23 protein-coding genes are annotated in these 25,285 nt (G+C 64.9%); 10 read left to right on the top strand and 13 right to left on the bottom strand.

Going from position 1 to position 25,285, the window contains the following annotated elements:
• Window positions 1-120: 120 nt before the first annotated feature.
• From VT03_RS01995 to VT03_RS01975, 5 genes are all read right to left on the bottom strand, one after another.
• Window positions 121-2,136, bottom strand: coding sequence for a YidC/Oxa1 family insertase periplasmic-domain containing protein (locus tag VT03_RS01995; RefSeq protein ID WP_075091436.1), 2,016 nt, complete (start codon window positions 2,134-2,136; stop codon window positions 121-123).
• Window positions 2,137-2,481: 345 nt separating this feature from the next.
• Window positions 2,482-3,585, bottom strand: coding sequence for an alanine dehydrogenase (gene ald / locus VT03_RS01990; RefSeq protein ID WP_075091435.1), 1,104 nt, complete (start codon window positions 3,583-3,585; stop codon window positions 2,482-2,484).
• Window positions 3,586-4,017: 432 nt separating this feature from the next.
• A complete protein-coding gene (locus VT03_RS01985; RefSeq protein WP_075091434.1) occupies window positions 4,018-5,529 on the bottom strand; it encodes a hypothetical protein in 1,512 nt (503 codons plus the stop codon).
• A gap of 41 nt (window positions 5,530-5,570) precedes the next feature.
• Window positions 5,571-8,072, bottom strand: a complete 2,502-nt coding sequence (locus VT03_RS01980) for a vWA domain-containing protein (protein WP_197489171.1) — start codon at window positions 8,070-8,072, stop codon at window positions 5,571-5,573.
• A gap of 402 nt (window positions 8,073-8,474) precedes the next feature.
• Window positions 8,475-8,933, bottom strand: coding sequence for a hypothetical protein (locus VT03_RS01975; protein WP_156514232.1), 459 nt, complete (start codon window positions 8,931-8,933; stop codon window positions 8,475-8,477).
• A gap of 309 nt (window positions 8,934-9,242) precedes the next feature.
• Here VT03_RS01975 and VT03_RS01970 point away from each other — a divergent pair, with 309 nt between their 5' ends.
• The 4 genes from VT03_RS01970 (at window position 9,243) to VT03_RS01955 (ending at window position 14,577) form a co-directional block, all read left to right on the top strand.
• On the top strand, window positions 9,243-10,241 hold the full coding sequence (locus VT03_RS01970) for an acyl-CoA desaturase (protein WP_082845866.1): 999 nt from the start codon (window positions 9,243-9,245) through the stop codon (window positions 10,239-10,241).
• A 230-nt stretch (window positions 10,242-10,471) separates the two neighbouring features.
• Window positions 10,472-11,872 (top strand): MFS transporter, encoded by a 1,401-nt coding sequence (locus VT03_RS01965; protein WP_231870575.1) that lies wholly within the window; start codon window positions 10,472-10,474, stop codon window positions 11,870-11,872.
• A gap of 9 nt (window positions 11,873-11,881) precedes the next feature.
• Window positions 11,882-12,376, top strand: coding sequence for a hypothetical protein (locus VT03_RS01960; RefSeq protein ID WP_075091430.1), 495 nt, complete (start codon window positions 11,882-11,884; stop codon window positions 12,374-12,376).
• Between the two features lie 218 nt (window positions 12,377-12,594).
• On the top strand, window positions 12,595-14,577 hold the full coding sequence (locus VT03_RS01955; RefSeq protein WP_075091429.1) for an ATP-dependent helicase: 1,983 nt from the start codon (window positions 12,595-12,597) through the stop codon (window positions 14,575-14,577).
• A 123-nt stretch (window positions 14,578-14,700) separates the two neighbouring features.
• Here the strand turns inward: VT03_RS01955 and purL are convergent, their stop codons facing one another.
• Complete coding sequence (gene purL, locus VT03_RS01950) at window positions 14,701-17,634, bottom strand: phosphoribosylformylglycinamidine synthase subunit PurL (protein ID WP_075091428.1); 2,934 nt, start codon at window positions 17,632-17,634, stop codon at window positions 14,701-14,703.
• A 748-nt stretch (window positions 17,635-18,382) separates the two neighbouring features.
• Between purL and VT03_RS01945 the strand changes: the two genes are divergently transcribed.
• From VT03_RS01945 to VT03_RS35140, 6 genes are all read left to right on the top strand, one after another.
• Window positions 18,383-18,580, top strand: a complete 198-nt coding sequence (locus tag VT03_RS01945) for a hypothetical protein (RefSeq protein WP_075091427.1) — start codon at window positions 18,383-18,385, stop codon at window positions 18,578-18,580.
• 65 nt (window positions 18,581-18,645) lie between these two features.
• Complete coding sequence (locus VT03_RS35145; protein ID WP_197489170.1) at window positions 18,646-19,011, top strand: helix-turn-helix domain-containing protein; 366 nt, start codon at window positions 18,646-18,648, stop codon at window positions 19,009-19,011.
• A gap of 432 nt (window positions 19,012-19,443) precedes the next feature.
• Window positions 19,444-19,686 carry a helix-turn-helix domain-containing protein gene (locus tag VT03_RS01930; protein ID WP_075091425.1) on the top strand — a complete coding sequence of 81 codons (243 nt, stop codon included), beginning with the start codon at window positions 19,444-19,446 and terminating at the stop codon, window positions 19,684-19,686.
• A 115-nt stretch (window positions 19,687-19,801) separates the two neighbouring features.
• Entirely contained in the window at window positions 19,802-20,578 is a 777-nt protein-coding gene (locus VT03_RS01925; protein ID WP_075091424.1) for an RES family NAD+ phosphorylase, read from the top strand.
• Between the two features lie 248 nt (window positions 20,579-20,826).
• Entirely contained in the window at window positions 20,827-21,072 is a 246-nt protein-coding gene (locus VT03_RS01920) for a hypothetical protein (RefSeq protein WP_075091423.1), read from the top strand.
• 9 nt (window positions 21,073-21,081) lie between these two features.
• On the top strand, window positions 21,082-21,420 hold the full coding sequence (locus VT03_RS35140) for a helix-turn-helix domain-containing protein (protein WP_156514231.1): 339 nt from the start codon (window positions 21,082-21,084) through the stop codon (window positions 21,418-21,420).
• Here VT03_RS35140 and VT03_RS01915 read toward each other — a convergent pair.
• From VT03_RS01915 to VT03_RS01885, 7 genes are all read right to left on the bottom strand, one after another.
• The gene (locus VT03_RS01915; RefSeq protein WP_075091422.1) at window positions 21,383-21,685 is read right to left on the bottom strand and encodes a hypothetical protein; all 303 of its coding nucleotides are present in this window, start codon (window positions 21,683-21,685) and stop codon (window positions 21,383-21,385) included. The genes VT03_RS35140 and VT03_RS01915 overlap by 38 nt on opposite strands.
• A 710-nt stretch (window positions 21,686-22,395) precedes the next feature.
• Window positions 22,396-23,139: a sigma-70 family RNA polymerase sigma factor gene (locus tag VT03_RS01910; protein WP_075091421.1), complete on the bottom strand. Its 744-nt coding sequence runs from the start codon at window positions 23,137-23,139 to the stop codon at window positions 22,396-22,398.
• 173 nt (window positions 23,140-23,312) lie between these two features.
• Window positions 23,313-23,543, bottom strand: coding sequence for a hypothetical protein (locus VT03_RS01905; protein WP_075091420.1), 231 nt, complete (start codon window positions 23,541-23,543; stop codon window positions 23,313-23,315).
• Between the two features lie 10 nt (window positions 23,544-23,553).
• Window positions 23,554-23,922 carry a hypothetical protein gene (locus VT03_RS01900; protein WP_075091419.1) on the bottom strand — a complete coding sequence of 123 codons (369 nt, stop codon included), beginning with the start codon at window positions 23,920-23,922 and terminating at the stop codon, window positions 23,554-23,556.
• On the bottom strand, window positions 23,919-24,176 hold the full coding sequence (locus VT03_RS01895; RefSeq protein WP_075091418.1) for a hypothetical protein: 258 nt from the start codon (window positions 24,174-24,176) through the stop codon (window positions 23,919-23,921). Before VT03_RS01895 ends, VT03_RS01900 begins: the two co-directional genes overlap by 4 nt.
• A complete protein-coding gene (locus tag VT03_RS01890; RefSeq protein ID WP_156514230.1) occupies window positions 24,173-24,574 on the bottom strand; it encodes a hypothetical protein in 402 nt (133 codons plus the stop codon). The genes VT03_RS01895 and VT03_RS01890 overlap by 4 nt, the downstream gene beginning before the upstream one ends.
• A gap of 119 nt (window positions 24,575-24,693) precedes the next feature.
• On the bottom strand, window positions 24,694-25,128 hold the full coding sequence (locus VT03_RS01885; RefSeq protein WP_075091416.1) for a hypothetical protein: 435 nt from the start codon (window positions 25,126-25,128) through the stop codon (window positions 24,694-24,696).
• Window positions 25,129-25,285: the final 157 nt, after the last annotated feature.

Below are 25,285 nucleotides of genomic sequence, written 5' to 3'. Positions count from 1 at the left end.
CGTTAGCCCCGCGGGCCGCCAACCCGCCAGGAGGACGGCAATTGCACCCGCGCCTCGGTCCACGCTCGGCGATGGACGAGGGGGCCGCGCGGTTCTCGTTTCTCGAACGTCCGACACAGCCTAACGGCGTTTGCCGTTGTCTCCCGACTCCGAGCTCGAGTCGGAAAGCTTCTTCTGAGCGTTGGCCTGCTCGCGGGCGGAGTCGGCCGCCGCCAGCAGCTTCTCCATGAAACCCGCCTTCCTGGGCTTCTTGGCCTGCTCCGCGGCGCGGCGCTCCAGCTCCTCGGCCGTCGGCATCTTCACCTTGGCCAGAAACTTCCGCTCCGCGATCCCCCACAGGCTGGAGGCGATGAAGTACAGGCACAGGCCGGCCGGCACGCGGTAGAACATGACCCCCATGAAGATCATCATGAAGTTCATCATCTTGTACTGCATCGCCTGCTCGTCGCTCGTCGGCGGAGGCATGAACATCTTCTGCTGGACGATGAACAAGGCCAGCGTCACGAACGGCAGGAGGTTGAACTCCGTCCAGCCCAGAAACGGGACCGTGAAGGGGAGCCGGAAGAGCGCGTCCGGGGCCGCCAAGTTGTCGACCCAGATGAACTTCGCCAGCCGCAGGTCGATCGAATACTGCAGCGCGTCATAGAGACCGATGAAGATCGGCAGCTGCAGGACGAGCGGCAGGCAGCCCGCGAACGGGTTGTAGTTGTACTTGCGGAAAAGGTCCTGCTGAGCCTTGATGAACTTCTCCGGCTCCTTCTCGTACTTCTTCTTGAGCTCGGTCAGCTTCGGCGAGAGCTCCTTCATGATCGCCGCCCCGATCGCCTGCTTGCGGGAGATCGGGAACATCAGTCCGCGGACGACGACCGTCAGCAGCACGATCGCCAGGAAGTACGGCGCCATGAAGACGTGGTGGAACGTCCCCAGGATGGCGAGCATCACCATGGCGACCGGCGAGGTCCAGCCGTAGTTGAGAGCCCCTTCCGCGCCGAGCGGACGGAGGAGTCCCATCCGCTTGGGGCCGAAGTAGGTCTGGAACGAGTGCGTCACGCTCCCCTTCGGCTCGATCTCGAGCGGCAGCGAGGTCAGCTCCAGGCTGACGTCGCTGTACTCCTTGTGCTTGAGGTTGTTCTCAAGGATCGTCGGGCGGGTCGTGGCGAAGTACGGGTCGGGCTTGCCGTCGTTGTTCGTGTCGCTGAGCTGGTTCGTAAACAGGAGCAGCGCCGTGAAGAACTGGTTGTCGACCCCCGCGTACTTGAGCGGATCGCGCCAGGTGTCGACCTTGCCCGGGTCGTTCGCGGCCTTCGCCGCGGCGTACTCGTCCACGACCTTGGCGGCGGTGACCGCCACGGAGGAGACTCGCGTCGGCGCCGCCGGGTTGGCCAGCGTTCCGACCTTCACCTCGGTGTAGATCCGGGTGTTCTCGAGGTTCTCCATCGGCAGGCCGGCGGGCCCCTGGAGCGTGTAGCGGACCGTCTTCGGCTGGTCGGTCAGGTTCTCGATCGTGATCTTGGTGTCGAGCAGGTAGCCGGTCGGATCGGTCTCGCGCTCGTTGTCTTTCCCGGCGTTGACGCGGAACTCCTTGCGGACCGCGAGCGAGCCGTCCGGCGACGGATAACGGAAGACCACTTTGGAGTCGTCGCTCTCCGCCTCGACGAGTTCCCAGTCGACCTCGGCGAGCGAGGTCTTGTCGCGGGCGAGGAAGGCGTCGATCGCCGCCAGGTTCAGGGCGAGCGTGCGGGGGGCCGCCTCGTCCGGTCCGGTCAGGTTGTTGCCGACGACCTTGATCGGGGACTTGCGGTCGAGGGTGGTGAAGTGCGGGTCGTTCAGCTCAGCCGACTCAATCGCCGCGCCGCGCGTCGTCAGGGTGACCTTCTGGAAAACCCCTGTGCCGGTCTTGTCGGTACCGAGGACCCACGTCTTGCGCGGGAAGGTCTTGGTGTCGAGCGGCGGGAGCTCCGCCTCGGGGATCGGCTTGACCTCTTCCTTGAAATCGCCTGCCTGCGGGGGCGGAGGGGCGGGCTGGTTCTGCAGGCCGGGGAAGAGCTTCGGCGCCAGCCACATCCACAGCAGGAAGAAGATCATCGGGACGAGGATCCCGCGCAGTGGATTGGGCCTCTGGGCTTGCTCTGTCATATCGCCACTTTCAAACACCGCTCCCGCCGGAAACGAAAACCGAAGAGGCGGAAGCGGTTCAGTCGACCGAGGCAGGCATGGGCCTCACCCGGCGGAACTCCAGCGAAACGGAATTCGCGGGAGATCGGATCAGGAAAACGAGCGAAAGATCTTATCAGGACGCCCCCCGGAAAGCGCCCGACCGGCGCGCCCATTCTCTCCGTGAGAACCGGTCCGCCCCGGGGGCCCCATCAGCCTTTGACTATCCGAGCGCCTCCCCGGGGACCGCATCCGCCCTAAAGACGGTCGATTCCGGCGCTCCGGATGGCCTGATCGTCCCCGGTTAACCGAGACGCCTCTCAAGCTTCAGGGATACTCGCTGCAAGGCAGCTGGAACGTGTCCGCGACCGGCTTGTAGGTCACTTTCCCCGCGTGCATGTTGACCGCGTCTTTCAGGCCGGGGAACTTTCCGCAGGCAGCGGAGAGGCCGAGGTTGGCGATCTGGAGGACATAGGGGAACGTGACGTTGCACAGGGCGTAGGTGCTCGTCCGGCCGACGGCGCCCGGCATGTTCGTCACGCAGTAGTGGACGATGCCGTCGACGAGGTAGGTCGGCTCGGAGTGGGTGGTCGGCCGGCTTGTCTCCGTGCAGCCCCCCTGATCGATGCAGACGTCGATAATGACCGCCCCCTGTTTCATCAGCTTGAGATCGTCGCGGGTGACGAGGTTCGGAGCCCGGGCGCCCGGGATCAGGACGCCGCCGATGACGAGGTCCGCCTGCCGCAGTTGGTCCCGGATGTTGTGGCGGTCGCTGAAGAGGGTGTTGACGTTGGGCGGCATAATGTCTTCGAGATACCGCAGCCGGTCGACGTTGATATCCATGATGAAGACATCCGCGCCGAACCCAGCGGCGACCTGCGCCGCGTTCTTTCCGACAACACCCCCGCCAAGGATGGCGATGTGCGCGGGGGGGACGCCGGGGACGCCGCCGAGCAGGATTCCGCGCCCTTCCTGGGGGCGTTCGAGGAACTTGGCCCCTTCCTGGATGCTCATCCGGCCGGCGACTTCGCTCATCGGAGTGAGGAGCGGGAGGTCTCCTCCGCGGCCGCGGAGCGTTTCGTAGGCGACGGCGGTGACGCCGGTCGCGAGGACGCTGCGGGTGAGATGTTCGTCGGCCGCGAAGTGGAGGTAGGTGAACAGGATCTGGCCGGGGCGGAGCAGGGGCCACTCCGCGGGCTGCGGCTCTTTGACCTTCACGATCAGGTCGGCCTGGGCGAAGAGGTCTTTGGCCGACGAGAGGATTTCCGCGCCGTTTTCGGCGTACTGCTCGTCGGGGATGCCGCTGCCGACGCCGGCGCCGGTCTGGAGGAGGACGCGGTGTCCGGCGCGGGTCAGTTCCTCGACGCCGACGGGGAGCATGGCGACGCGGTATTCATCCTGTTTCACTTCGCACGGGACGCCGACGATCATGGGGGCCTCATTTCCGTGTGTTCCGTCTGCCGCGAGATTGTGGCGGGGCGTGCGGAAAAAGGCGACCGGACACCGTCCTCGCGGGCACAGCTTTGCTCGCTCAAACCCAACGTGCGACGGCCGCTGGGGTCAAGGGGGTCTCACCCCCTTGCCGCCGGAGGCACTCTGGTGAGGAACCGTGGGACACAACGCGTGACCGCTTTGTGGAACCAGCTGTGAGGACTCCCTCAACCCGCACCGCTCGCTTTGCAATCCCCGCGGGTTGTTGATGGGGGCATACGACACGGTGTCCGCGCTTGGACACGTGCTCCTTCAGACATCTCTCGACGAGAGGGCCTCCGGCGGGCAAAGGGGCGTTGCCCCTCTGCACTCCCCACCAGGGGGTACCCCCTGGACCCGGTCAAGTGGCGATGTTGGGCTGCGGATGCACCGTCAGCGCCCCGCCTGAGCGGGCTGCTGAACCGACCCCGCGCCACCGGCAAACGTGAAGTTGAACACGCTCGTGATCGTCGAAAAGACCGGATTCACCGCGATCCGCACATAGCGCCGGTCCGGTGAAATCGCTGCCCGGGCGTAGAGCTGCGTCCCCTCCGGAACGATCTGGATGACCGGCTGGAAGCCCACGACGCCCCCCGCGGGGACCACATTCCCTCCGCCAACGAACGGGACCTGACGCAGCACGCCCCCCTGGCCCGCCGCCACGACCAACCCGTCCTTCCGACCTCCCGCCGCAGCGACGCGCGGCTTGGCGGCTCCGCGTGCGGGGGCGGGGGCGGGACCGAGCAGCGACATCGCCCCCGCCGGAACCGTACGGAGGTCCGTCCGCCGCCCCTTCTCGAGCTTGACGGTCCACGTCGCCTGTCCCCCTTCCAGCGCGAGGAACTTGTTCACCTTCTTTTCGCCCGCCGCCTCACCGGCACCCTCGTGCGTCGTCACTTCCAGTTCGACCCGGTTGCCGGTGACCTGCCCGCTCCGCAGCCGGACCGAGATCCGGTACGTCCCGCTGATCCCCTTGGGGCAGACGTACTCTTCGAAGGCGTTCTTCGCCTCCTTGCCGAAGCCGTCGTGCAGGAAGATCCCTCCGCCGGTCGAGTATCGCTGCTCAAAGGAGCAGACTCCTCCGCCCGGCTCTTCGATCCGCAGGTCGAGGTCGGCGTCGCCGCTCCAGCGGGCGACAACCCGCAGGTCGCGACGGTTCGCTTCCCGGATCGCCTGCGAGAGTTCCGCCGCCTGCTCCTTCTTCCCGGCCGCTTCCAGCTTGCGGGCGACGTCCTTGCCGACGTCCCGCCCGCTCTGTTGCGTCGTGGAATAATCCCTCGTCCAGACGTGCTCGATGGCCCCCGGAATACCCCAGAGCTGATCCTCGAAACGGGTCGCCTCCTTCAGGTGCGGCAGCGCCATGATGTAGGGCTCCGGCTGCTCGGGAGCCATACTCGACGCCTGCCGGAACAGCCGCAGCGCGGCGTCCCGCCGGCCGAAGCCCGCCAGATACGCCCCCGAGTACATCATCGCCCCATAGTCCGCCGAACCGAAGTCGGTCAGCGAGAGCGCGACCCGCTCGATCTCCTCCTTGGGACGCTTCTGGACCTCCATCTCCATCGCCAGGATCTCGTACATCCAGGGCTGGGCCTGGCCGTTCAGAATGGCGCTCTGGATCACGCCGATGACGTGCTCGTACTCCTTCGCCAGGTGCAGCCGGGTGACGAGCTTGCGGACCTCATACAGGGGCGGGTGGTTCTTCTCGAAGTAGGCCGGCCAGACCGCCGCCGGATCCTTCCCCTTGAACTCCGGGAAGCGCGACGCCGCGGCAGGGGTCGTGTCCGCGGGGGCGGGGGGGGCGTCGGCGCTGGGGGCCTGTGCGACCTGGGAGGCCGGGCGCGCAGAAACAGCGGGCTCCGAACGGTTGTTCGAAACCCGCTGTTTTGGAAGTTCGTTCTGGCACACGGTCTTGCTGGAGGCTGTCCAGCGGACCGCGGCACGGCCGTTCAGTTCAGGCCGGCAGGTTTTTTTTTGACGACGCCGGGAAGGGCACGGACCTCTTCAGCCGGAACGCTGAAGAATCCACCGCCACCACCCTGGCCGCCGCCGCCGAATCCACCGCCGCCGCCGCCAAAGCCGCCCCCACCACCACCGCCCTGGTTGCCGAAGCCACCACCCTGCTGACCCTGGCCACCGCCGAGGGCACCGCCCCCGAATCCGCCACCCAGCGGCATCAGGAGGATGACGAGGTCGGCGACCGGATACACGCGGGTCGACCGCTTTTCATTGGCGGCATCGATCGTCGTGATCTTCATGATCTCGTCTTCGATGATGTAGGTCAGCTCCGTCCCTTCGACGTTCTCAAGCATGATCTTGAGAGCGCTGCGGAGGGTGATCCCGGAGAGGGTCAGCGAGACCTTCGCCTCTTCCGGATTCACGCCCGCCTCGGTGACGGCCGGGTCGAACTTGATGGGGATGTTGTGGATCTGCGAGAGGTAGTCCATCACCTCTTTCAGCGTGTTGTCCGGGAACTCGAGCTCGGTCTGCGCCGCCAGAGCGTTGTAGATCCGCTCTTCGTTCGGGCTGTTGCGGTGCAGGTCGACCGACTTCCACTTGGCACGCCGCTGCGTGAGGGCCTGCCAGACTTCCGCGGGGGGATACCGGACCGGCGGCTCATCCGGGAACGGGATGTGGGCCAGTTCGGCCTGGTAGAGGGTATCGAGGAACCGGTCGTAGCGGGTCTGGCGGAGCCGTTCCGCCTGGTCGAGCTGGCCAGCCGCCTCGGTCGTGAAGACGAGAGCCGAACCGAGAGCGCTGCCGGGCCGTTCACTGGCAATCTGCCGGGCAATGACTTCCGCCTCGCCGAACGCCGCGGCGTTCCCCGAGTAGCCTTCCGCCATCAAGGCCCGGATCCGGTCAACGAGCCGCTCCGTTTCGCGGTCGGCGAGGGCCGCCTGCTGGGCGATGTTCCGCTGCCGTTCGAACTCGATCTCCCGCCGGCTGATCGCCTGGGCCGCCTGATCGCGGACTTCCTTGCGGTTGCGGGCGTCGAGGAGAGCCGACTGGACGCGGCTGACGAACCGGTCGTATTCCCCCTTGTCGATGTCGGTGGACGCCTTGACGGTCGCGAAGAGCTGTTCGAGGTAGTTGATCGCGCCCGACGGATCGTTTTCGCCGATCGCCATGGCCTGTTCGATTCCCGCCTGCACTTCGGCGGCGAGCTTCTGCGCGCGGGCACGGCGGGAGTTCTCGACGTCCTGAATCGCCGACCGGCCCGACGGGAACTGCCGGTTCTGCAGCGGGTCGACGACCGGAGGCTCGGCCACCGGAGGAGCCGGCGTTTCGGCCTGGGCGAGAGTGATCGTCTGGCCGTTGATGAGCCGGCCGGCGTGGATGTTGTTCGGGGCCATCTGGCGGATCGTCAGGCCCACCTGCTCGGCGGTCTTCCGGTCGCCGGCGGCGAGGGCGCGATCTCCGCGGGCTTCGAGCCGCTCGATCTCGGTGACGAACTCGTCCTGGGCCGCGGCGAGGAGGTCTTCACCCGCCAGGCTTACGCTGACGCCGTTCGTCTGCCGGGCCTGCTGCCACATCGGGGCCAGGAACTCGTAGCCGGAGGCGATCTTCGTGTCGGCCAGGGACCAGGTTCGATTGCCGAGCTGGACCTTGGCGGCGGCGGGGTTCGTTCCGCGGGCGAGGTAAACGGTGGAACGATCGGACCGCAGCGGCAGGGCGACGGCCGGCGAGAGTTCGCCCGACTTCCAGTCGACCTGGAGCGACTCCGGATAGACGACGGCAGCTTCGGTCGCCTTCGCGAGCTGGCCGGCCATGTCGGCCGGGGCGGTCTGGCCGTGGTCGCGGACGACGACGCCGCCGGTCCGTTCGGCAAGGATGCCGAGGAGCTGCAGATCGACTCGCGAGCCGATGGCGACGCTATGAACGGGAACCTTCTTCGACCGGAGGGAGTCGGTCAGGCCGGTCAGTTCCGCCGGCTGGACCAGGGCGGCGGTGCTCAGGCCGTCACCGATGTAGACGATCGCCGCCGAGGATCGGCCTTCGACCATCTTCGCCGCGGAGGAGACCGCCGCACCGAGGTTCGTGGAGCCGGCCGGGAAGCGGGACTTGAGCTTCGGGAGGGCTTCTTGCAGGGCCGCCTTGCCGCCGGCAAAGCCGCTCGTCAGCGGGGTCGAGGCGACGTCGACCGCCACGACCTGAACCGAGTCGGAAGCCGGAATCGAGGTGAGGAACGCCTCGAGAACCGCGAGGCTCTGCTGGCGATGCTCGCCGACCTGGCTGGCCGAGGTGTCGATCAGGACGACGATGTCCTGCGGTCCGCGTTTTTCCGCGAGACCGTCGGCCGCCAGCGAAACGGCGTAATAGCTGTGGCCGTCGACCGCTTCGAAGCCGCGCACGACCGCCGACGAGGTTCCCTGTTCAGCGGACGCTGCACCGCCGCCGAGCATGGCGAGCGACAGGACCCATCGAGACGCGCGTTGCGAAGTCCGAGGCATGGACAACTCCCAGAGGATGACCAGCAAGTTCAACCGGAGTCGGACGCGCTCTACGACGTCACAGAGCGCAACGACTCCAGCCGACCTCAATTTACAGGGTGTTTCGACCCCGCTAGAAGCAAAATCCGGCGAAAAAGGGGCCCCGATCGCCATGGATCGCGGGATGGCAACGGGCGGCCTGCCTCCCCCGGCACATTCGTCACGACCCTCTGCCGGAGGTCGGGAGGCCGGCGGGCGGGGCGGGACGGAGAGGCAGCCGGCGCACCGTCGCGTGGGCCGCAGGCCTCAGCACTCTCGTTCGCGCACCAGGAAGCGGTCCGCGAGAGGATCGCTCCCCTCCAGCGGGCCGCCGGTCTCCGCCCGCGGTCGCAGGAACGACTCGGGCGGGCCAGACGACTCGGATTATTCCGGCTTCTGAACGGGAGACTTGGACCGCTCGGCGAAGATTTTCTCAAGCCGCGACTTGGAGTACATCCGGATCACGTTGCCGTTGTAGGTCAGCCGGCCGTCCGCGTCCTTCTGCAGCTGGTCCTTGACCTCTTTCTTCACGGCGCCCGCATAGAGGGCCGCAAAGGTTTCCGGGTCGACGACGCCGGCGTCGAGGTCCGCCGTTCCGTTCCCTCCCCCCGCCAGAACCAGGAAGGAGTTCACCCCTTCGGTGACGGTCTCGTACTTCGATTCCGCCGCCAGTGCATCGGCCGCGTCCTTGATGGCCCGGGACGCGTGGACCACCTTGTCGGCGGCCGTTTCCACCTTGGTGTCCTGACCGGAAACCGACTGTCCGAGGGGATTCGCTCCACCCGCCAGCCAGCCCAAACCAAACATGACTCCGCCCAACAGGCACCAACGGATGTTGCGCATGGAACCTAAGCCTTGAGAGAAATTTTCGATACGGACGCCTGTTTGTACCCTCACGACAGGGCGTCTCTCCGCCGATGAGGATACTCATTCCTCGGCGCCGGTCTACGCAAAATCTTTCGCCGCAACACGAAATGCGCAGTGACAGTGCTGTGACAATTCATGACGGGAGTTTGACCGAAGTGTGAAATCAGGCTGACAGCCGGAAGCCGACCTTCTTGATATGGTTCTCGCAGTCGTCACGACCCCACTCGCGGCGACCCGGTCCGACCCGCGTCGCTCCGGACATTGCCACCCGAGAAACGTCGTTCCATGAATCCACAAATTCTCGATGCTCCGGCTCTCGAAACGCCGGCCACGCTGCCTGCCTCGCCCGCCACGCTGGAAATCGACGATTCCCAGCCGGGGGCGACGGTTCCGCAGTCGGTCCGGTCGATCGAACGGGGACAGCTCAACGAAGCCTTTGACCCGACCGCTCTGAAGTGGAGCAACGTGGACTGGATCGTCCTGACGTGGATGGTCGCCATGCACGCCGGGGCGCTTGCCGCTCCCTTCTACTTCACCTGGTCCGCCCTGGGAGTCACGCTCCTGCTGCACTGGCTCACCTGCAGCATCGGGATCTGCCTCGGCTACCACCGGTATCTTTCGCACCGCTCGTTCAAACTGCGGACTCCCGCCCGGTTTATGACCCTGCTGATCGGGGCCATCTCCGGCGAAGGCTCCCCCCTGACGTGGGCCGCGACCCACCGGATGCACCACCACAAGTCCGACCAGGACGGCGACCCGCACTCGCCGCTCGAAGGCGCCTGGTGGTCCCACATCATGTGGCTGTTCGTCAAGCACGACTTCAAAGTCCGCGAGATGCTGTTCCGCCACTACGCACCGGACCTCGCGAAGGACCGGATGCTGATGTTCTTCGAGCGGACCTACTTCTCGATCCTCGTCGTGACCGGCATCGCCCTGTACATGGCGGGCGGCCTCCCGTGGCTCCTGTGGGGACTCTGCCTGCGGATGGTGATGGCCTACCACAGCACGTGGTTCGTCAACTCGGCGACCCACCTGTGGGGCTACCGCAACTACGAGACGACCGATCAGTCCCGCAACCTGTGGTGGGTGGCGATCCTGGCCTACGGCGAAGGGTGGCACAACAACCATCACGCCCACCAGCACCTGGCCCGCGCCGGGCACAAGTGGTGGGAAGTTGACCCGACCTTCATGGCGATCCGCGCCCTCCAGTTCTGCGGACTGGCCTACGATGTCGATGACCGCCTCCCGGGCGAGGTTCAGAACACTCGGCATCAGGCCGCCTGAGCCCAGCCTGCTGATCGCGTCCAACGAAAGACCGTCCTGAACAGGGCGGTCTTTTTCTTTGCGCTGCCGGGCGGGCCGCGGACGGGCATTCATCGCATAAACGGCCGGCATTGGTTGTCAGAGGCCCGGAGCGGACTATCATCGCCCTTTCTCTGGCGTTCTGAAGCGTCTTTTGGTTTGCGAGCGGTCGTCTCATGCACATGCCCCTTCCCGACACCGGTGACTCTCCGATGACCGAGCCGTACAACGGCAAGTGGTATCGGGAGCTGAACAGCTATCACTGGTTCGTGCTGACGGTGGCCGCGCTGGGCTGGCTGTTCGACACGATGGACCAGCAGCTCTTCGTCCTCGCCCGCGTCGACGCGATGCGGGAGCTTCTGGGCAACGTCGTTCCCCCGGAAGGGAAGACGATCCAGAGCCTGATCGGCGAGTACGGCGGATACGCGACCACCGTCTTCCTTCTGGGGTGGGCGATCGGGGGGATCTTCTTCGGCGTCCTCGGCGACAAGATCGGCCGGGCGAAGACGATGATGCTGACGATCCTCATGTACTCGCTCTTCACCGGTCTCAGCGCCTTCGCCACCAACGTGTGGGACTTTGCGTTCTACCGGTTCCTGACGGGGTTGGGAGTCGGCGGGGAATTCGCCGTCGGCGTCGCCCTCGTCGCCGAAGTCATGCCTGCCCGAGCCCGTCCCTATGCGCTCGGATTGCTCCAGGCGCTGTCCGCCGTCGGAAACATTTCGGCCGCCCTCATCAGCATGGCGATGGGGCACCTGGAAGCGGGCGGGGCCTTCAATGACCTGTCGATCGGCGGGATCCAGATGAAGGCCTGGCGGCTGATGTTCGTCATCGGGATCCTCCCCGCGTTCCTGGCGATCCTGATCCGCTGGCGGCTCAAAGAACCCGAGCGGTGGACCGCCGCCGCGACGACCGACGACAAGCCGAAGTACAAGCCGGGCTCCTACGCCGAGCTGTTCGGCGACCCGCGGTGGCGGAAAAACGCTCTCATCGGCCTCGTTCTCGCCTCTGCGGGGGTCATCGGCCTGTGGGGGATCGGCTTCTTCTTCCCGGACCTGATCGACTCGGTCTTCCGCAAGGAGATGATCAAGCCGGACATGACGCAGGAGCAGATCCAGGTCGTCAACGGCCAGATCACCCGCTGGAAGGGGATCGCCTCCGTGATGGTCAACCTCGGGGCGTTCTTCGGGATCTACGGCTTCGCCCTTCTGACCCAGCGGCTGGGCCGCCGTCCGGCGTTCGCCATCGCCTTTCTCGCGGCGCTCGGAAGCACGCTTCTCGTCTTCTCGAGCCTCCGCAGTACGAGCGACATTTTCTGGATGCTCCCCCTGATGGGTTTCTGCCAGCTGGCGCTCTTTGGCGGGTACGCGATCTACTTCCCGGAGCTCTTTCCCACCCGGCTGCGCAGCACCGGAACGTCGTTCTGCTACAATGTCGGGCGTGTCGTCGCGGCCGTGGGACCAACTCTTCTCGGGCGGTTGCGGAGTGATGTCTTTGCCAGTTCTCCGGAGCCGATGCGTCCGGCGGCGATGCTCATGTGCTCGGTGTTCGTCATTGGCCTGCTGGTCCTTCCTTTCGCGCCCGAGACGAAGGACAAACCCCTGCCCGAGTGAACGAGAACCATGGCCCGTCACGAAGCGGATCGTGAAGACCTGATCGCAGATGCGGTCGCGCTGATCCATCGAGCGGAGTTCCTGGTCGCCGGCTGTCCGGAGCCGATCGTCGTCGGCTGCCGGGCGACGGGGGCGTGGTCGTTCTACTTCGGCGATGAGCCGGTCTTTCAGTTCGAGCCGGACGGTTCCCTGCGGCGGGCGTTTGTCGATGGCAAGCTGTACCGCTCGCAGGGGACGACGATGGCGGAGCTGACGCGGGTCCGGACCGACGCGGCGACGACGCTCGAACGGCGCGACCTGACAAACGAGGAAGCGGCGGCGTTCTGCGAGCGGATCCAGAAGGATCTTGTTGTGCTCCAGAACCAGCTCTGGGAAGAGAAGTTCCAGGTCCTGCGCAGCGTCGGCTTTGACGTCCCTCCCCGCAGTGCTGTCGCCGATGCCCTGCATTCGATTCTCGATGGCGGAATCCGGTTCGCTCCGGCGATCTCGACGCGCAAGACGTGACCGCCCGCTCTCGGGGAACCGCCACAACTCCTCGCCCGCACGGGGCTTGAGGGATCGCGGCGTCCCTCCATCGGTCGAGAACGCAACAGGCTTTCGTCATACGGGACCGAACGCTTCTCAACGCGAAGCGACCGGCGTAAAACTTGGCCCCCCACGACCGGCCCCGGCCCCCTCCGGCCCTGACCCGGCTCGTCCCCTCTGTCCCGCCTGAACTCCTGATGCCGCTCGATCTCAGCCTGCTCAATGCCGCCCAGCGGGACGCCGTCCAGACCCTCGGAGGTCCGGTCCTGGTCCTGGCGGGAGCGGGAACCGGCAAGACGCGGGTCATCACCTACCGCATCGCGCGGCTCGTCGAATCCGGCGTTCCGGCGGACCGCATCCTCTCGGTCACCTTCACGAACAAGGCGGCCAAGGAGATGCTGGAGCGGACCCGCCACGTCCTCGGCGGGAACCTCCGCAAGCGGCCGTGGATCTCGACGTTCCACGCCCTGTGTATCGACATCCTGCGGAAGGACATCACGAACCTCGGCTACCCGAAGCAGTTCGCGATTCTCGACCGCGGAGACCAGGAGGCGATCGCCCGGCAGGTGATGCGGGACATCCGCGTCACCGAGAAGCAGATGAAGCCGGGGGACCTCATCTCCTGCATCGGCCGCTGGAAGTCCTCCGGAATCGTCCCCGCCAAAGCCGGCGATGCCGCCCGCGACGACAAAGAGTTCCTCGGCTCGATCGGCTACCGCAAGTACCAGGACCGGCTGCGGTCCACCGGCTCGGTCGACTTCGACGACATCCTGCTCCTTACGGGCAAGCTGTTCGAGGAGTTTCCGGACGTCCTCGACCGTCACCAGCACCGCTTCAGCCACGTCCAGATCGACGAGTATCAGGACACGAACGGCATCCAGTTCGAGCTCGTGGAGGCCCTCGTCCGCAAGCACAAGAACCTGCTCGTGGTGGGGGACGACGACCAGTCGATCTACGGCTTCCGCGGGGCCGAGGTCAAGCACATCCTGAGCTTCGGCCGGCACTTCCCCGGGGCGAAGATCATCCGCCTCGAAGAGAACTACCGCTGCACCGACAAGATCCTCGAGCTCGCCAACAACCTGGTCGCCCACAACCGGGACCGGCACAAGAAGGTGCTGCGGGCCAACAAACCGGCCAAGCTCGATGTGCGGTTCATGGAGTACCCGGACGAGCAGACTGAAGCGGAGATGGTGGTCCGTGAACTCAAGTTCTACACGCACCACAAGGAGATCCCGCAGAAGGATTTCGCGATCCTGTTCCGGACGAACGAGCAGCCGCGCCTGTTCGAAGCGGAGTTGCGGCGGGTGGGCCTGCGGTACGTCCTCGTCGGAAGCCAGTCGTTCTTCGACCGCAAGGAGACGAAGGACCTCCTCGCCTACCTGAAAGTCCTCTCCAGGCCGCGGGACGAGCAGTCGCTGTTGCGGATCATCAATACGCCCGTCCGCGGGATCGGCGACGCGACGGTCGAGAAGATCATGACCCGGGCCGTGAAGAGCGGCCGCGGCTTCTGGGAGGTGATCCCCGAGGCGGTCGCGGAAGGCGACGTGAACCCCCGGACGCAGAAGGCGCTCGAGGAGTTCCACACCCTCCTCGAAGACTACCGCCAACGGTTCGACGAGCGGCCGCGGCAGATGGATGCCCACCTGCGGGACCTGATCAACGACATCGGCTACGAGGCGGAGATCGAGAAGCAGTACAAAGACCCCAACATGCAGATGGCGCGGGCGACGGTCATCGACGATCTCGTCAGCCAGCTCACGCAGTTCGTGGCCCGCGGGGGGGATCCGCACCTCAACGAATTCATCTCGAGCCTCGCTCTCGACGGGATTCAGGAGGAGCCGGACAAGGAGAAGCAGGCGAACGAAGACGCCATCAAGATGATGACCCTCCACAGCGCCAAGGGGCTGGAGTTCCCGCGGGTCTACATGGTCGGGATGGAGGAGGGGATCCTGCCGCACAAGCGGTCGGTTGAGGGGGCGGAGTCCGATATCGCCGAAGAGCGGCGGCTATGCTACGTTGGGATCACGCGGGCTCAGGAGCAGCTGACGCTGACCCGGTGTGCCGGCCGCAAGAAGTGGGGCAAGGTCCACAAGGCGATCCCGTCCCGCTTCCTCTTTGAGATGAAGCGGAACGTGAACGATCTCACCGAGCGGGTCGAAGCGGAGACGGTCGAGTACTGAACCTCGACCGTGCGACGTCTCTTCTATCCGTGTTTATCTGTGTCCATCTGTGGCTAAGAGAATTGTTTCAAGCCACAGATAAACACAGATGCACACAGATAAGAGAAGGCCTGAGCTGAGGACTCAGCCCCAGCGGAGGGGGGACTGCCAGGCTTCCTTAAGGTCGGCATTCGCCTCATTGACCAGCGCGGCCCCGAGTGCTCCCGTAATCTTGATCCGCGGCTCCGTCGTCACCGAACCGATGCGGACCGCCGCGACGCCAGCCTTGGCGAAGTGAGCCGTCAGGTTCGCCGCCTCGGACGCCGGGACCTCCAGCAGGAAACGGGTGTTCGACTCGGAGAAGAGGAGCGTCTCCGGCGCGAGTCCGCCGAGCGCCTCCTGCAGCGACGCCTCGACGCCGAGCCCTCCCGCGAACGCCATCTCGGCGAGGGCGACGGCGAGGCCCCCTTCACTCAGGTCGTGGCAGCTCAGGACGTGGCCGGTCCCGATCGCCGCGTGGAGGGCGACAAAGGTCTTCGGCGCGCCCGTCAAGTCGACCCGCGGGACCGTTCCTCCCTGGAGACCCTGGACGAGAGCGAAGTGGCTCCCCCCCATCTCGTCGCGGGTTTCGCCGACGAGGAGGAGGACGTTCCCCGCCCCCTTGAGGTCCATCGTGACCGCCTGCTCGATGTCGTCGAGCTGGCCAAGAGCACTGATGAGGAGCGACGAGGGGATCGTGATGACTTTGTTCTCGCCACCCTCCTGGTACTTGAACTCGTTGTTGAGCGAGTCCTTGCCGCTGACGAACGGCGTGCCGTAGGCAATCGCCACGTCGTGGCAGGCGAGGGCGGCCCGGACGAGCGAACCGAGCGTCTCCGGCCGCTCCGTGTTCCCCCAGCAGAAGTTGTCGAGGATCGCGACGCGGCTCGGATCGGCCCCGACAGCGATGCAGTTCCGGACCGCCTCATCAATGGCGCTCGCCGCCATCCAGTAGGGATCGAGGTCGCCGAACCGCGGGTTCATCCCGCAGGAGATCGCGAGCCCCTTCGAGGAAGACAGATCGGGCCGGACGACCGCGGCATCGGACGGGCCGTCGTTGGTGACGCCGACGAGCGGCTTCACGACGCTCCCCGCCTGCACTTCGTGGTCGTACTGCCGGATGATCCACTCCTTCGAGCAGACATTCAGCGACCCCAGGATCTTCGTGAGCGTCTCGCCGAGCGACAGTTTTCCGCTCGTGCCCGCGGCGGGAGTGAGGGTCTTCGTTTCCGACTGGGCCTCGAAAACCGCCTCGCGGACGACCGGCGGCCGGCCGTCGTGGAGGAATTCCATGGCGAGGTTTCCGACCTCTTCTCCCTGGTACTTGAGGACGAGCCGCTCGGTCCCGGTGTAGCGGCCGATGATCGTCGCCTCGACCCCTTCGGAGGCACACAGGGCGTGGAACTCGTCCCACTTGCCGGGCGGAACGGCGAGGATCATCCGCTCCTGGGCTTCGCTGATCCAGATTTCCGTGTACGACAGACCGCTGTACTTCAGCGGGCACTTGTCGAGCCACACTTCGGCCCCGGTCTCCTCGCCCATCTCCCCGACAGCGCTGCTGAAGCCCCCGGCTCCGCAGTCCGTGATGGCGTGGTACAGCCCGCGGTCGCGAGCCTCCAGGATCACGTCCATCAGCATCTTTTCGGTGATCGCGTTCCCGATCTGGACCGCCCCGCCCGACAGGGTCTCGCTCTCCTCGGTCAGCTCGGCCGACGAGAAGGTCGCGCCGTGGATCCCGTCGCGGCCGGTCTTGCCGCCGACGGCGACGACGTGGTCGCCGACTTCAACGTGCTTCTTCCACAACCCGACCGGGATCAGGGCCACGTTTCCGCAGTAGACGAGCGGATTGCCGATGTAACGGTCATCGAAGTAGACCGCCCCGTTGACGGTGGGAATCCCCATCCGGTTCCCGTAGTCCCGGACGCCGGAGACGACCCCCCGCATCACGGTCTTGGGGTGCAGGACGCCCGGCGGGAGCGAATCGTACGGCGTGTCCGGCGGGGCGAAGCAGAAGACATCCGTGCTGCAGACCGGCTTCGCGCCGAGGCCGGTGCCGAGCGGGTCGCGGATGACGCCGCCGAGGCCGGTGTTGGCCCCGCCGTAGGGTTCGAGGGCCGAGGGGTGGTTGTGGGTCTCGACCTTCATGCAGACGTCGTAGGTGTCGCTGAACTTCACGACGCCGGCGTTGTCCTTGAAGACGCTCACACACCAGTCGTCCGCGCCGGCCCGCTTGCGGAGCTCCTGCGTTGCGGCGAAGACCGTCTCCTTGAGCATGTTCTCGAACCGCCGCTCGCCGTTCTCGTCGCGATAGCGAATGCGGCCGGCGAGGGTCTTGTGGGAGCAGTGCTCGCTCCAGGTCTGGGCGACGGTTTCCAGCTCGATGTCCGTCGGATCACGATCCAGGCTGGAGAAGTAGTCGCGGATCGTCTGCATCTCGACGAGGCTCAGGTAGAGCTGTCCCTCTTTGCTGAGCCGGGCGAGGGCTGCGTCGTCCATTCCACGGATCGGGACGGTCGTGAGTTTGAAGCGGTACTCGGTCCCGAGGGCGATCGACTTGAGCGGGAGCGGTCCGGCGACGACGTGTTCGATGGCGTCGTTCGAGAGGACCTTGCGGGCGAGGCGGTCGACGTCGTCCTTCGTGGCCTGCGGGTTGAGCCAGTATTTGCGGCAGGTGGCGACGACGGTGGCCGCGAGGTCCTGGTCGTTCAGGGCGGTGCGGGCGGTGAGGCCGACGTTGTCGGTGACGCCCGGCTTGAACAGGACGTTGAGGAGGGTTTTTCCGTTCGTTTCCGGAACGGGGGAGCCGTTGCCGGCGGGGAGGGGGCTGACGAAGCAGCGTTCGGCGACGCCGTCGCCGAGGAGGCGGGCGACCGGGCCGCGGACCTGGTCTTCGGTGAGGTTGCCTTCGACGAGGAAGGAGCGGGCGGCGCGGACGGAGGTGATCGATTTGGCCCCCAGGGCGTGGGCTTCCGCCAGGACGCGAGCCCCCTCGCGATCGACTTCTGACGGGATGGGGTGGATTTCAACTTCCCACAGCATGGGCGGACGTTCCTCGATCAATGTTTTTCCATGCGATGTTGGTCGCATTGTGAGGGGGAAGTGTCGCAATCCGCGCAGGTGAATTCAACCAGCCTCTTCAACCGGGTCCAGGGGGACCCTGGTGGGGGGATGCAAGGGGGGCAACGCCTCCCTTGCCCGCCGGAGGCTTGGCCGTCGAGAGATGTCTGAAGGAGGCAACATCCAAACGCGGACACGGTGCCGTATGCCCCCTCACCAACACGCGGGGAATGCAAAGCGAGGCGTGAGTTCTCAACGCCGGTCCCACAAAGGGGCCGTCCGTTGCGTACCACGGTTCCTCATGGAAGCGCCTCCGGCGGCAAGGGGGCCAAGAAAACAACACAGGCCCCCTTGACCCCAGCGGCCGTCGCACGTTGGGTTTGAGCGAACGAGTCGTGCGGGCAAGAACGCGATTTGAGCTGCCCGGAACAGCGGATTGGCTTGTGTCCGTCAGGAAGCGGCCGATACCATCCGTTGTTGTGTCGACGCCCGCCGCATGAGCGCGGCGGGACGTTCGACTAAGGACGCTCATGGACAGGAAGTCGGTCAGGGAATGCACCCTGAAGGCGCGTCCCCGCTAGGAAAAACACAGGGCCCGAGGTTGTGTGCGGCGACGCTCGGCGGCCGTCCGGAAAACATCTCGAAACATTGGGAAAATTGGCGAGGATTCTCGCAACAGGCGTCAATGACGCCCGCAGCTTCACAACACTCAAATCCGAAGGAGACTTTCGTGGCCGACCGTCATCCAGGATTCGTTGAGCATCGCGAGGAGCGCGAGCCCCATTACGGGTTCTTTCCGAAGAAGGACATGACCGCCTGGGAGCTCGCTTACATCCTCCGCTTCACAACCGATTTGCCGTCTGGAATATCGTCGGAGATCTACAACCAGTTTCCTCTCGAAGTGCAGCGCCACTTCCAAACGACGTAGGTGGACCGCGTCCGGCAATGTGCTGATTCAGGCGGGACGGAGCCTTCTTCATTCCGGTTCATGCCATGATCGAAACTCACGCGCCGTCGATCAGCGTTCCAATGGTGGAGGCCGTGTCCGGATCCCTCTCGCTGACCATTCTTCACACTGTTCCGGGACACGGGTCTGGTGCCTGCCCACAGCTGTCCGCGAGCCGGCGAGGGGCACCTGCACTGCCGGAAGGACCAGAACGTCTGACCACAGCTGCAGCGGCCCGGTACCTGGGACTCGGAAAGGAAACGCTCCAGGGCTGGAGGTGCGACGGAAGAGGACCGGTCTTCTACAAGCCTGCCCGCTTCGTCTATTACCTCCGGTCGGACCTTGATGCGTGGATCGACTCCCGCAGGTTCAGCAGCACAGTGCTGGCCCAAAACCGCAACCATCGTCGTTGACGCACGGTCGATTTAGCCATCAGTCGTCTTTGACTCGCCCTTCGTACTTCAGGCCTGATCGGTCTCGGAGCTCGAGTTTCCCCTGATCGAGGGTGCCGGTTGCAAACTCGGCCGTTCCGTCCCAGAGCTTCACGCGTCCCGCGTCGTCGACTGATCCGTAATAGTGCACGTCGTTCGGCCCCCAAAGTTTTATCCTTCCCGCTTCGCACGAGCCGAAAAGGTGCGTGTTGTCATGGCTCCGAAGTTCGACGTTGTTGATCACTGTCCCGCTCCCGTTCTAGCCCTTCGGGCATCAGACGCATCTCACTTAGCGTCCTCTCGACCGGTGATCGTTGCCGAGGTTCACAGCTTTTTCCAGCGTCTCTTCACACTCCTCTTGGCTGCATCGGGAAGCAGAACGACACTCAACTAGTCCCAGCCAACGAGGTGTGAATGCCGGCCAAACATTTCGAAATGCCCCGCGCCCTCAAGCCCTTTTGGGTGACGCTCCAGGAGGCCAAGGAACTCTTGGGCGTCAGCCACACGACGGTCTATCAGCTCGCACGAGACAAGCAGATCATCCGCGACAAGTACAGCGGCCGAGCGATCTTTGGCCGTAAGTCGATAGAGCGATACTTAGGCGCATGGATCCTTGATCAACAGCGGCTGGTCGCCTTGGGACGTCGTGCAGCTTGATGTTCCTTTCCGTCCGCGCGTAACTCCCGTTGGGTTTTGGAGCATCAGGTCTGACAGTTTACCTCACACACGGCGCCAATGGGGCCTGCCAGTTTTCGCGACGCGGGTAGCCACAATGTCCGGGTTCTCGACACCACATTCCTACCTTCATTTTGCACAGGACGTTCGGAATGGTCCACGGCACCTTCTTGATGGGCCGGTTCTGCACTTCCTCGATGCCGTCAGAGCGACAGCAGCGAGCCGTGTTTGCGTGATAAAGGAAGGCGAAGCCATCTTTCGTGCGCAACTCGGCTGCGAGTGGATTCCCGATTACATGACAGTGTCGGACACAGGGGAAGACGTCCAAGTCGGCGAGTATCCAGAGCCGTTTGGAGAGCAACGTATGCGTCCTAGAACGGGAAGAGCTCCTGAGGGTAGGGCCAATCCAAAGGGCATTGCTGTCTTTTACGGTGCGATTGATCCACGGACCGCGGGTTCAGAGATGCGCCCGGGAGTCGGTGAGTATGTGACGGTCGCGCTGTTTCAAGCTAAGCGGACTCTCAGGTGCGTCGACTGCACCATCAATGTAGAGAGGGCTCGCAAGGGCACTCGGCTTTGGTGGGAAGGCATGCCGATGCTACCGGCTGAGGAGCTTGAAGCGGACGCATGGAAGGCGATCGACCGCGCTTTCTCTGTACCTCTGAAACGCAGTGACGACACAGCCGAGTATGCGGCAACTCAGATCCTCGCCGAACTCTTCAAGCAGGAAGGCTATGACGGGCTCGTGTTTCGGAGCTCCGTTGCAGACGGGACAAACTGCGTTCTCTTTGATCTTGAGGCAGTGGCGTTTGCGACCTCCCGTCTGTGGAAAGTGCGAGACGTACAGGTTGGGTTCGACGGCCCTCAATTCTGAGACCAAGGCCCCCCCGCAGCAGACAGGTACGACACTCTATCTCCAGCCCTTCGGGCGACGTACCTGTTCGACGTCGTGCTCGCCCGAACGCGATGCGCGTTTCTCGCATCCGCCGCCAGGGACATCGGGCGGCTTTACGTGCCGCCGCCGGAAGCGCAGACTGGTGTAGCACAGGACAAGGACGTCCGGTTGCGGGCCCCGCAGGGACGTGGGGCGTTTCGAATGGGCAGTCACCCCAGGGCCGAATCATGCGTCTGACGATCCATCGTGTCTTCGTGGCCGCGCTGCTGGCCATGCTCACCGTCGCCGCGGTCCCGGCCGCGGAGCTCATCCCCGCTGACGTCGCCGCGGAAAAAGCGGCCGACAAACAGTTCTGGCTCAACACGGACTCAAACGTGCGGCACAACCGGAAGTGCAAGCACTTCGGGAGCACGAAGATTGGCCGGTACTGCGGAGCGGGTGAGGGCAAGGCGTGCCGGCTGTGTGGTGGGTGAGGCGTTTTGATGATCGAATCACGTGAGCCAATGATCCGTGTTCCGTGCGCCGCCTGCGTGTCTGGCTCTCTCTCGCTGACGCTTCTGCACTCAGTTGACGCCGATCCCAGAGCAATGGACCGACCCGCCCGTGCCACCTTGAGCGCGAGGTCGGGCCATGACCTTGAGCTTCTTGACATCAAGGCCGTGAGCCTCCTGCTGCGAGTATCGCAGCGCCACATCAGCACCCTCGTCAGCAAGCACGAGTTTCCGAAGCCAATCAAGCTTGGAAACTCGTCTCGGTGGCGATCTACCGACATTCAGGCGTTTCTCAGCCGTCCTCCTGAAGCAAGTTCGGATGCTCCTTGAGGAATGCCAGGAAGTCCGCGCCGCTGATGACCTCCGTGTCATTCCCGTTGATCTTCAGAAACGGAAGCTTCTTCGCCCGCGCGGCAGCAAGCCACGGTGAAGACACCCCGAGACGTTTCCGGAGCTCGCTGAGTCCATAGATTTCCGTCGTCGAGATGTAGCCAATCTTCTCGGGGCTCGAGCGGAATAGGATCTTCCGCCACTGCGCGGACGTGAGCTTGGGCAACAGATCTGGGTCAACAGCATGCTTCTCATGGGCAGCCATGTGAGACTCTCCAGGTGAGCGCGCACTGCCTGCTCAATAAAACGTGAGTCCGCGCCAAAAGAAAACCCGGCAACAACGAGTCCAGGGGGGCTGGGACTCAAGCTGTTGGCCGGGGGCGATGGCGAGCTTGTAACGCCGCACGGCTCCGTAGCAAAAGAGCAGCGCTCCCATCGTGCGCCGCACACGCAGCTTCCGCCGGTTCCGGCAAAGATGGAAGAAAGATGCCCGGTGACACGACCGAACTAGCGGTTGCCGACCTGCCTAAAATCGACCGTGCACCGGGCAGTCAAATCTTCCGAACACGCCCCGATCGATTCAAGAGAAAACGCCCAGGACGGGAGCTGGCCTCGGGCTCGCGGCCGCTCAACCGTCCGTGGGCTTTTCGGCTGCCGACATCCTGGGCAGCCGCCTTCCTTGAATGATGCTAGAGGACTGGATTGAGAGCGAAGCGGGCCCTTGCACCCGCTCCCGCACCAGCCCCCGGGCGACGTACTTCATCGACGTCACGGACCGCGGGAGATGATGCGAGTTTCTCGCAGTGAAACGCCCAGGGGCAGGAACGTGAGTGAGGCGGGCCAGCACTACACCCACCGCTCAACCGCCCCCGGGCGACAGAACTATCGGCGGACATGCTCGCGGGAATCTCCTGATGGACGCCCGCACCCGTTCAACCGAATTGCCGTCAAAGTCCGAACGGCCGCGACGGCAGATCAGGGGCGGCCGGATGTCTCCCAGCGAATGTTCTCCGCCAACTTCGCGAGCCCGTGCCTCTCGAGATCCTGCACAGCCTTCGGGGTCGTCTGGAGGTCGTCCGCCACGTCGTGGAATGTCCGCCATTGTCCGCAGAGGTACCGAAGGCGGATGACCTCCTGCTGCTTCGCTGTGAGCTTCGGGAGAAGCCGGTGGACCAGCGCCATGTCCTCCTGGAGCGCTGCTCCATCATGAAAGGTGGCCATATGATTCGGGCCCCGGTCAGCGGCGATGTCCGCGAGGACGTCCGTACTGAGACTCGTGTCCTCAAGCCGCAGCTTCCGTGACTTCCCGTACCCGCCGTGGCGATACATCAGTCGCCGGATCGAATAATCGGCGAAGGTCAGGAAGTGAATCCCCCTGGAGGGGTCCCACTTCTCCGCGGCTCGCATGGCGCCCAGAGCCCCGACGGATACCAGCTCCTCGAAGGTCATGCCGTGCGGGTTTCTGCGGCACTCCTTGGCCCGCTTGGCGATCCATCGCATGACGGAAAGGACGATAGCGTTCCGCGAAACAGCCCCGCGACGCTTTGCGATGGCGATGGCCGCCGGGAGGTATCGGCTGGGTGACTCGCCCTTCGCCCGCTCCTGAAGGCGCGCAATCCTCGATTGCCACGCCTGACACTCGGCACCGAGCCGAAACTGCTCCTCGAGGCTAACCTGCGGTTGCCGGATCATGCGATCGGTCGTAGCGTCGAACTCCATTGCTCTTCCCCATTCGTGATCCCCCCAGTTCACGGTTGTTGATGCAGATGGAGCCCTGATCTCCGGGGGCATTATAGCCATGGGCCCGAGATAGAAACGCCCGAGAGCGGGAGCGGAGGGGAAGGTGCCAGCGCTGCCCCTCTGATCGACCACTCTCGGGCGAATTCCGCCTCTTACTTCTTCGCGGATGGTGTGGAGCCGGCGGCGTAGAAGTCCTCCGCCCGGACGAGCATCGCGTATCCCCACGGGATGTGATGGATACCGCGGGCTCGCACCGTTTCGCGGAACCTCTCGACCTCCTGTCCCAGGACCTCCGCCCACTGCCAGTCGAGGAACCAACCGGACTGCGGGCAAATGATCTCGACGGGCGCCGGCCGCTGCCGGTCCTTCTTGGGGGTGGCCATCGGCGCCACCTCACTCGAGCCCGCCGACCGACATCACGTCGGCCAGGAACTCACGAACCATCTGAATCGCTTCCGTGCGGTTCCTCGCGGCGGAGACGACGATCGACATCTGCTCATTGTGGCGGATCCGACGATCGTCGATTCCGACAACGTGCTGCGTCGCATGGGCGACCCGGGCCTTCTGCGTCACGTACGGGGCGGGCATGTGAATGACGTGTTCCGCCCCGACGAAGATGGCCCGGCCGATCTCCGCGAGCTGGGCTCGCAGTTCCACCCGATGCGCATCGGTCAGGCCTTCCCATGTCTTCCGCGGGATGTACCGGTCCGCCTCCCACTCGGTGTCGAACAGGACCGGATAGCGTGTTGCTGCCTGGATCAAGATGGCACCCCCTCGGGAACGGCAGGCGGAGAGACCGCCGCGGGATTGGTGTCGAGGCCGAATTCGGCCACGTCGTCGAGCCACTGCCGGAGCATCGAGAGGGCTTCCTCGCGATTCCGGGCGTTGTAGACCACAAGCGAAACGTCGGCCGCAAACCGGATCGGAGAGTCATAGGAGTGACTGTCCGCCGCGGCGAAGGCGAAGTGCGAAATCTGGTCATTGAACAGGGGCTGCGGGGTTCTGGATCGCCTCACGCGGCACCTCCGATCCCCATCGGAACCCCGGTGGCGGGGATGTCCCCTTCCTCGTCCTCGACGCCGAGCTGGCTGACGTCCGCGAACCACTCGCGGAACACCTGCCACGCGCTCTCCCCGTCCTCCACCTCGACGCAGACCGTAACCCGGTCCCCGCGGCGGATGAACGGCTCGTCGATCGTCAGGTGCCGCACCGTTCGGAGGTAGGATGCCGTGGCCGCGGCGACCGGCCGAGGGCACCACATCACCTGCGGACTGCCGGTCGCGTCTGTCGTCCGAAGCATGGCATTCTCCCGCTCCAGGAATGCGTCGACCTGAGCCCGATCGTCAGCGGAGAGAGCGTCCAGCAGTTCTTGTGGTGCCGGCGTGCAGCACCCCCACGCGGCGTCGCGGAGCATGGGGAACCTCTCTGACCGCCACGACAGCGGCGGAAACGCATCGCTGAGCTGTTGCTGCGCCTTTCGTGGGTGCCGGTGGCCGTCCTCGTCTTCCCACTGGTTGAGTTTTGGATTCCAGCTCACCGGGCACCCCCTTCCTCCGCGAGCTCCTCGTCGGTCATGAGGTCGGCCAGCGTCAGCCGTTTCACGGCGAGGCACCAGTATCGCGGTGATCCGGCGGCGTCCATTTGCCGTTGATTGAACTCCTTCAGGGCGCAGCGGGCGACGACGTTCGCGGTCGTCAGAGGCCACGCATCTGGCGGGAGTTCGAAAGGGTCGGAGGGATGGAAGTCGAGGACGTTGACCTGGACGACGGCAAAGCCCTTCTTGTGGAGAACGACAAGGGCCCAGACCGTGTCCCGCTGGGTCTTGTCGCGCGTCTTCTCCAGCGCCATCCGACGCCGGTTGAGGGAGATGGCGAGGACCGCCGCTTCCCGCTTCGGCATCGCAAACGTGGGCGTGCCCGGGATGTTCTCGGTCCCCGTTGGCGACCACTCGACGGGCGTGCGGATCACAAGGGGGACGGTGGACGGCGGGTAGTGTTGCCATTCCGGGAGGGGCTCCCTCGGCAAGCTGAGCGTGCGAATGAGCGAAGCATGTCCTTGACCGGGCACAGAGGTAGCGATAACCTCGATCATGTTCTCGGGTCCTTTATTGACGTGGGGAAGCGGG

Source organism: Planctomyces sp. SH-PL14 (genome assembly GCF_001610835.1).
Lineage (GTDB): Bacteria > Planctomycetota > Planctomycetia > Planctomycetales > Planctomycetaceae > Planctomyces_A.
Note: the sequence above shows the minus strand (reverse complement) of the source record. Positions and strands in the feature narration are given on the sequence as shown.

What these genes read in the sequence shown, in the direction of transcription:
- VT03_RS01995 (WP_075091436.1), bottom strand. Translation starts at nt 2,136, where the DNA reads ATGACAGAGCAAGCCCAGAGGCCCAATCCACTGCGCGGGATCCTCGTC.
- ald (WP_075091435.1), bottom strand. Translation starts at nt 3,585, where the DNA reads ATGATCGTCGGCGTCCCGTGCGAAGTGAAACAGGATGAATACCGCGTC.
- VT03_RS01980 (WP_197489171.1), bottom strand. Translation starts at nt 8,072, where the DNA reads ATGCCTCGGACTTCGCAACGCGCGTCTCGATGGGTCCTGTCGCTCGCC.
- VT03_RS01975 (WP_156514232.1), bottom strand. Translation starts at nt 8,933, where the DNA reads ATGCGCAACATCCGTTGGTGCCTGTTGGGCGGAGTCATGTTTGGTTTG.
- VT03_RS01970 (WP_082845866.1), top strand. Translation starts at nt 9,243, where the DNA reads ATGAATCCACAAATTCTCGATGCTCCGGCTCTCGAAACGCCGGCCACG.
- VT03_RS01965 (WP_231870575.1), top strand. Translation starts at nt 10,472, where the DNA reads ATGACCGAGCCGTACAACGGCAAGTGGTATCGGGAGCTGAACAGCTAT.
- VT03_RS01960 (WP_075091430.1), top strand. Translation starts at nt 11,882, where the DNA reads ATGGCCCGTCACGAAGCGGATCGTGAAGACCTGATCGCAGATGCGGTC.
- VT03_RS01955 (WP_075091429.1), top strand. Translation starts at nt 12,595, where the DNA reads ATGCCGCTCGATCTCAGCCTGCTCAATGCCGCCCAGCGGGACGCCGTC.
- purL (WP_075091428.1), bottom strand. Translation starts at nt 17,634, where the DNA reads ATGCTGTGGGAAGTTGAAATCCACCCCATCCCGTCAGAAGTCGATCGC.
- VT03_RS35145 (WP_197489170.1), top strand. Translation starts at nt 18,646, where the DNA reads ATGATCGAAACTCACGCGCCGTCGATCAGCGTTCCAATGGTGGAGGCC.
- VT03_RS01930 (WP_075091425.1), top strand. Translation starts at nt 19,444, where the DNA reads ATGCCGGCCAAACATTTCGAAATGCCCCGCGCCCTCAAGCCCTTTTGG.
- VT03_RS01925 (WP_075091424.1), top strand. Translation starts at nt 19,802, where the DNA reads ATGTCCGGGTTCTCGACACCACATTCCTACCTTCATTTTGCACAGGAC.
- VT03_RS01920 (WP_075091423.1), top strand. Translation starts at nt 20,827, where the DNA reads ATGCGTCTGACGATCCATCGTGTCTTCGTGGCCGCGCTGCTGGCCATG.
- VT03_RS35140 (WP_156514231.1), top strand. Translation starts at nt 21,082, where the DNA reads ATGATCGAATCACGTGAGCCAATGATCCGTGTTCCGTGCGCCGCCTGC.
- VT03_RS01915 (WP_075091422.1), bottom strand. Translation starts at nt 21,685, where the DNA reads ATGGCTGCCCATGAGAAGCATGCTGTTGACCCAGATCTGTTGCCCAAG.
- VT03_RS01910 (WP_075091421.1), bottom strand. Translation starts at nt 23,139, where the DNA reads ATGGAGTTCGACGCTACGACCGATCGCATGATCCGGCAACCGCAGGTT.
- VT03_RS01905 (WP_075091420.1), bottom strand. Translation starts at nt 23,543, where the DNA reads ATGGCCACCCCCAAGAAGGACCGGCAGCGGCCGGCGCCCGTCGAGATC.
- VT03_RS01890 (WP_156514230.1), bottom strand. Translation starts at nt 24,574, where the DNA reads ATGCTCCGCGACGCCGCGTGGGGGTGCTGCACGCCGGCACCACAAGAA.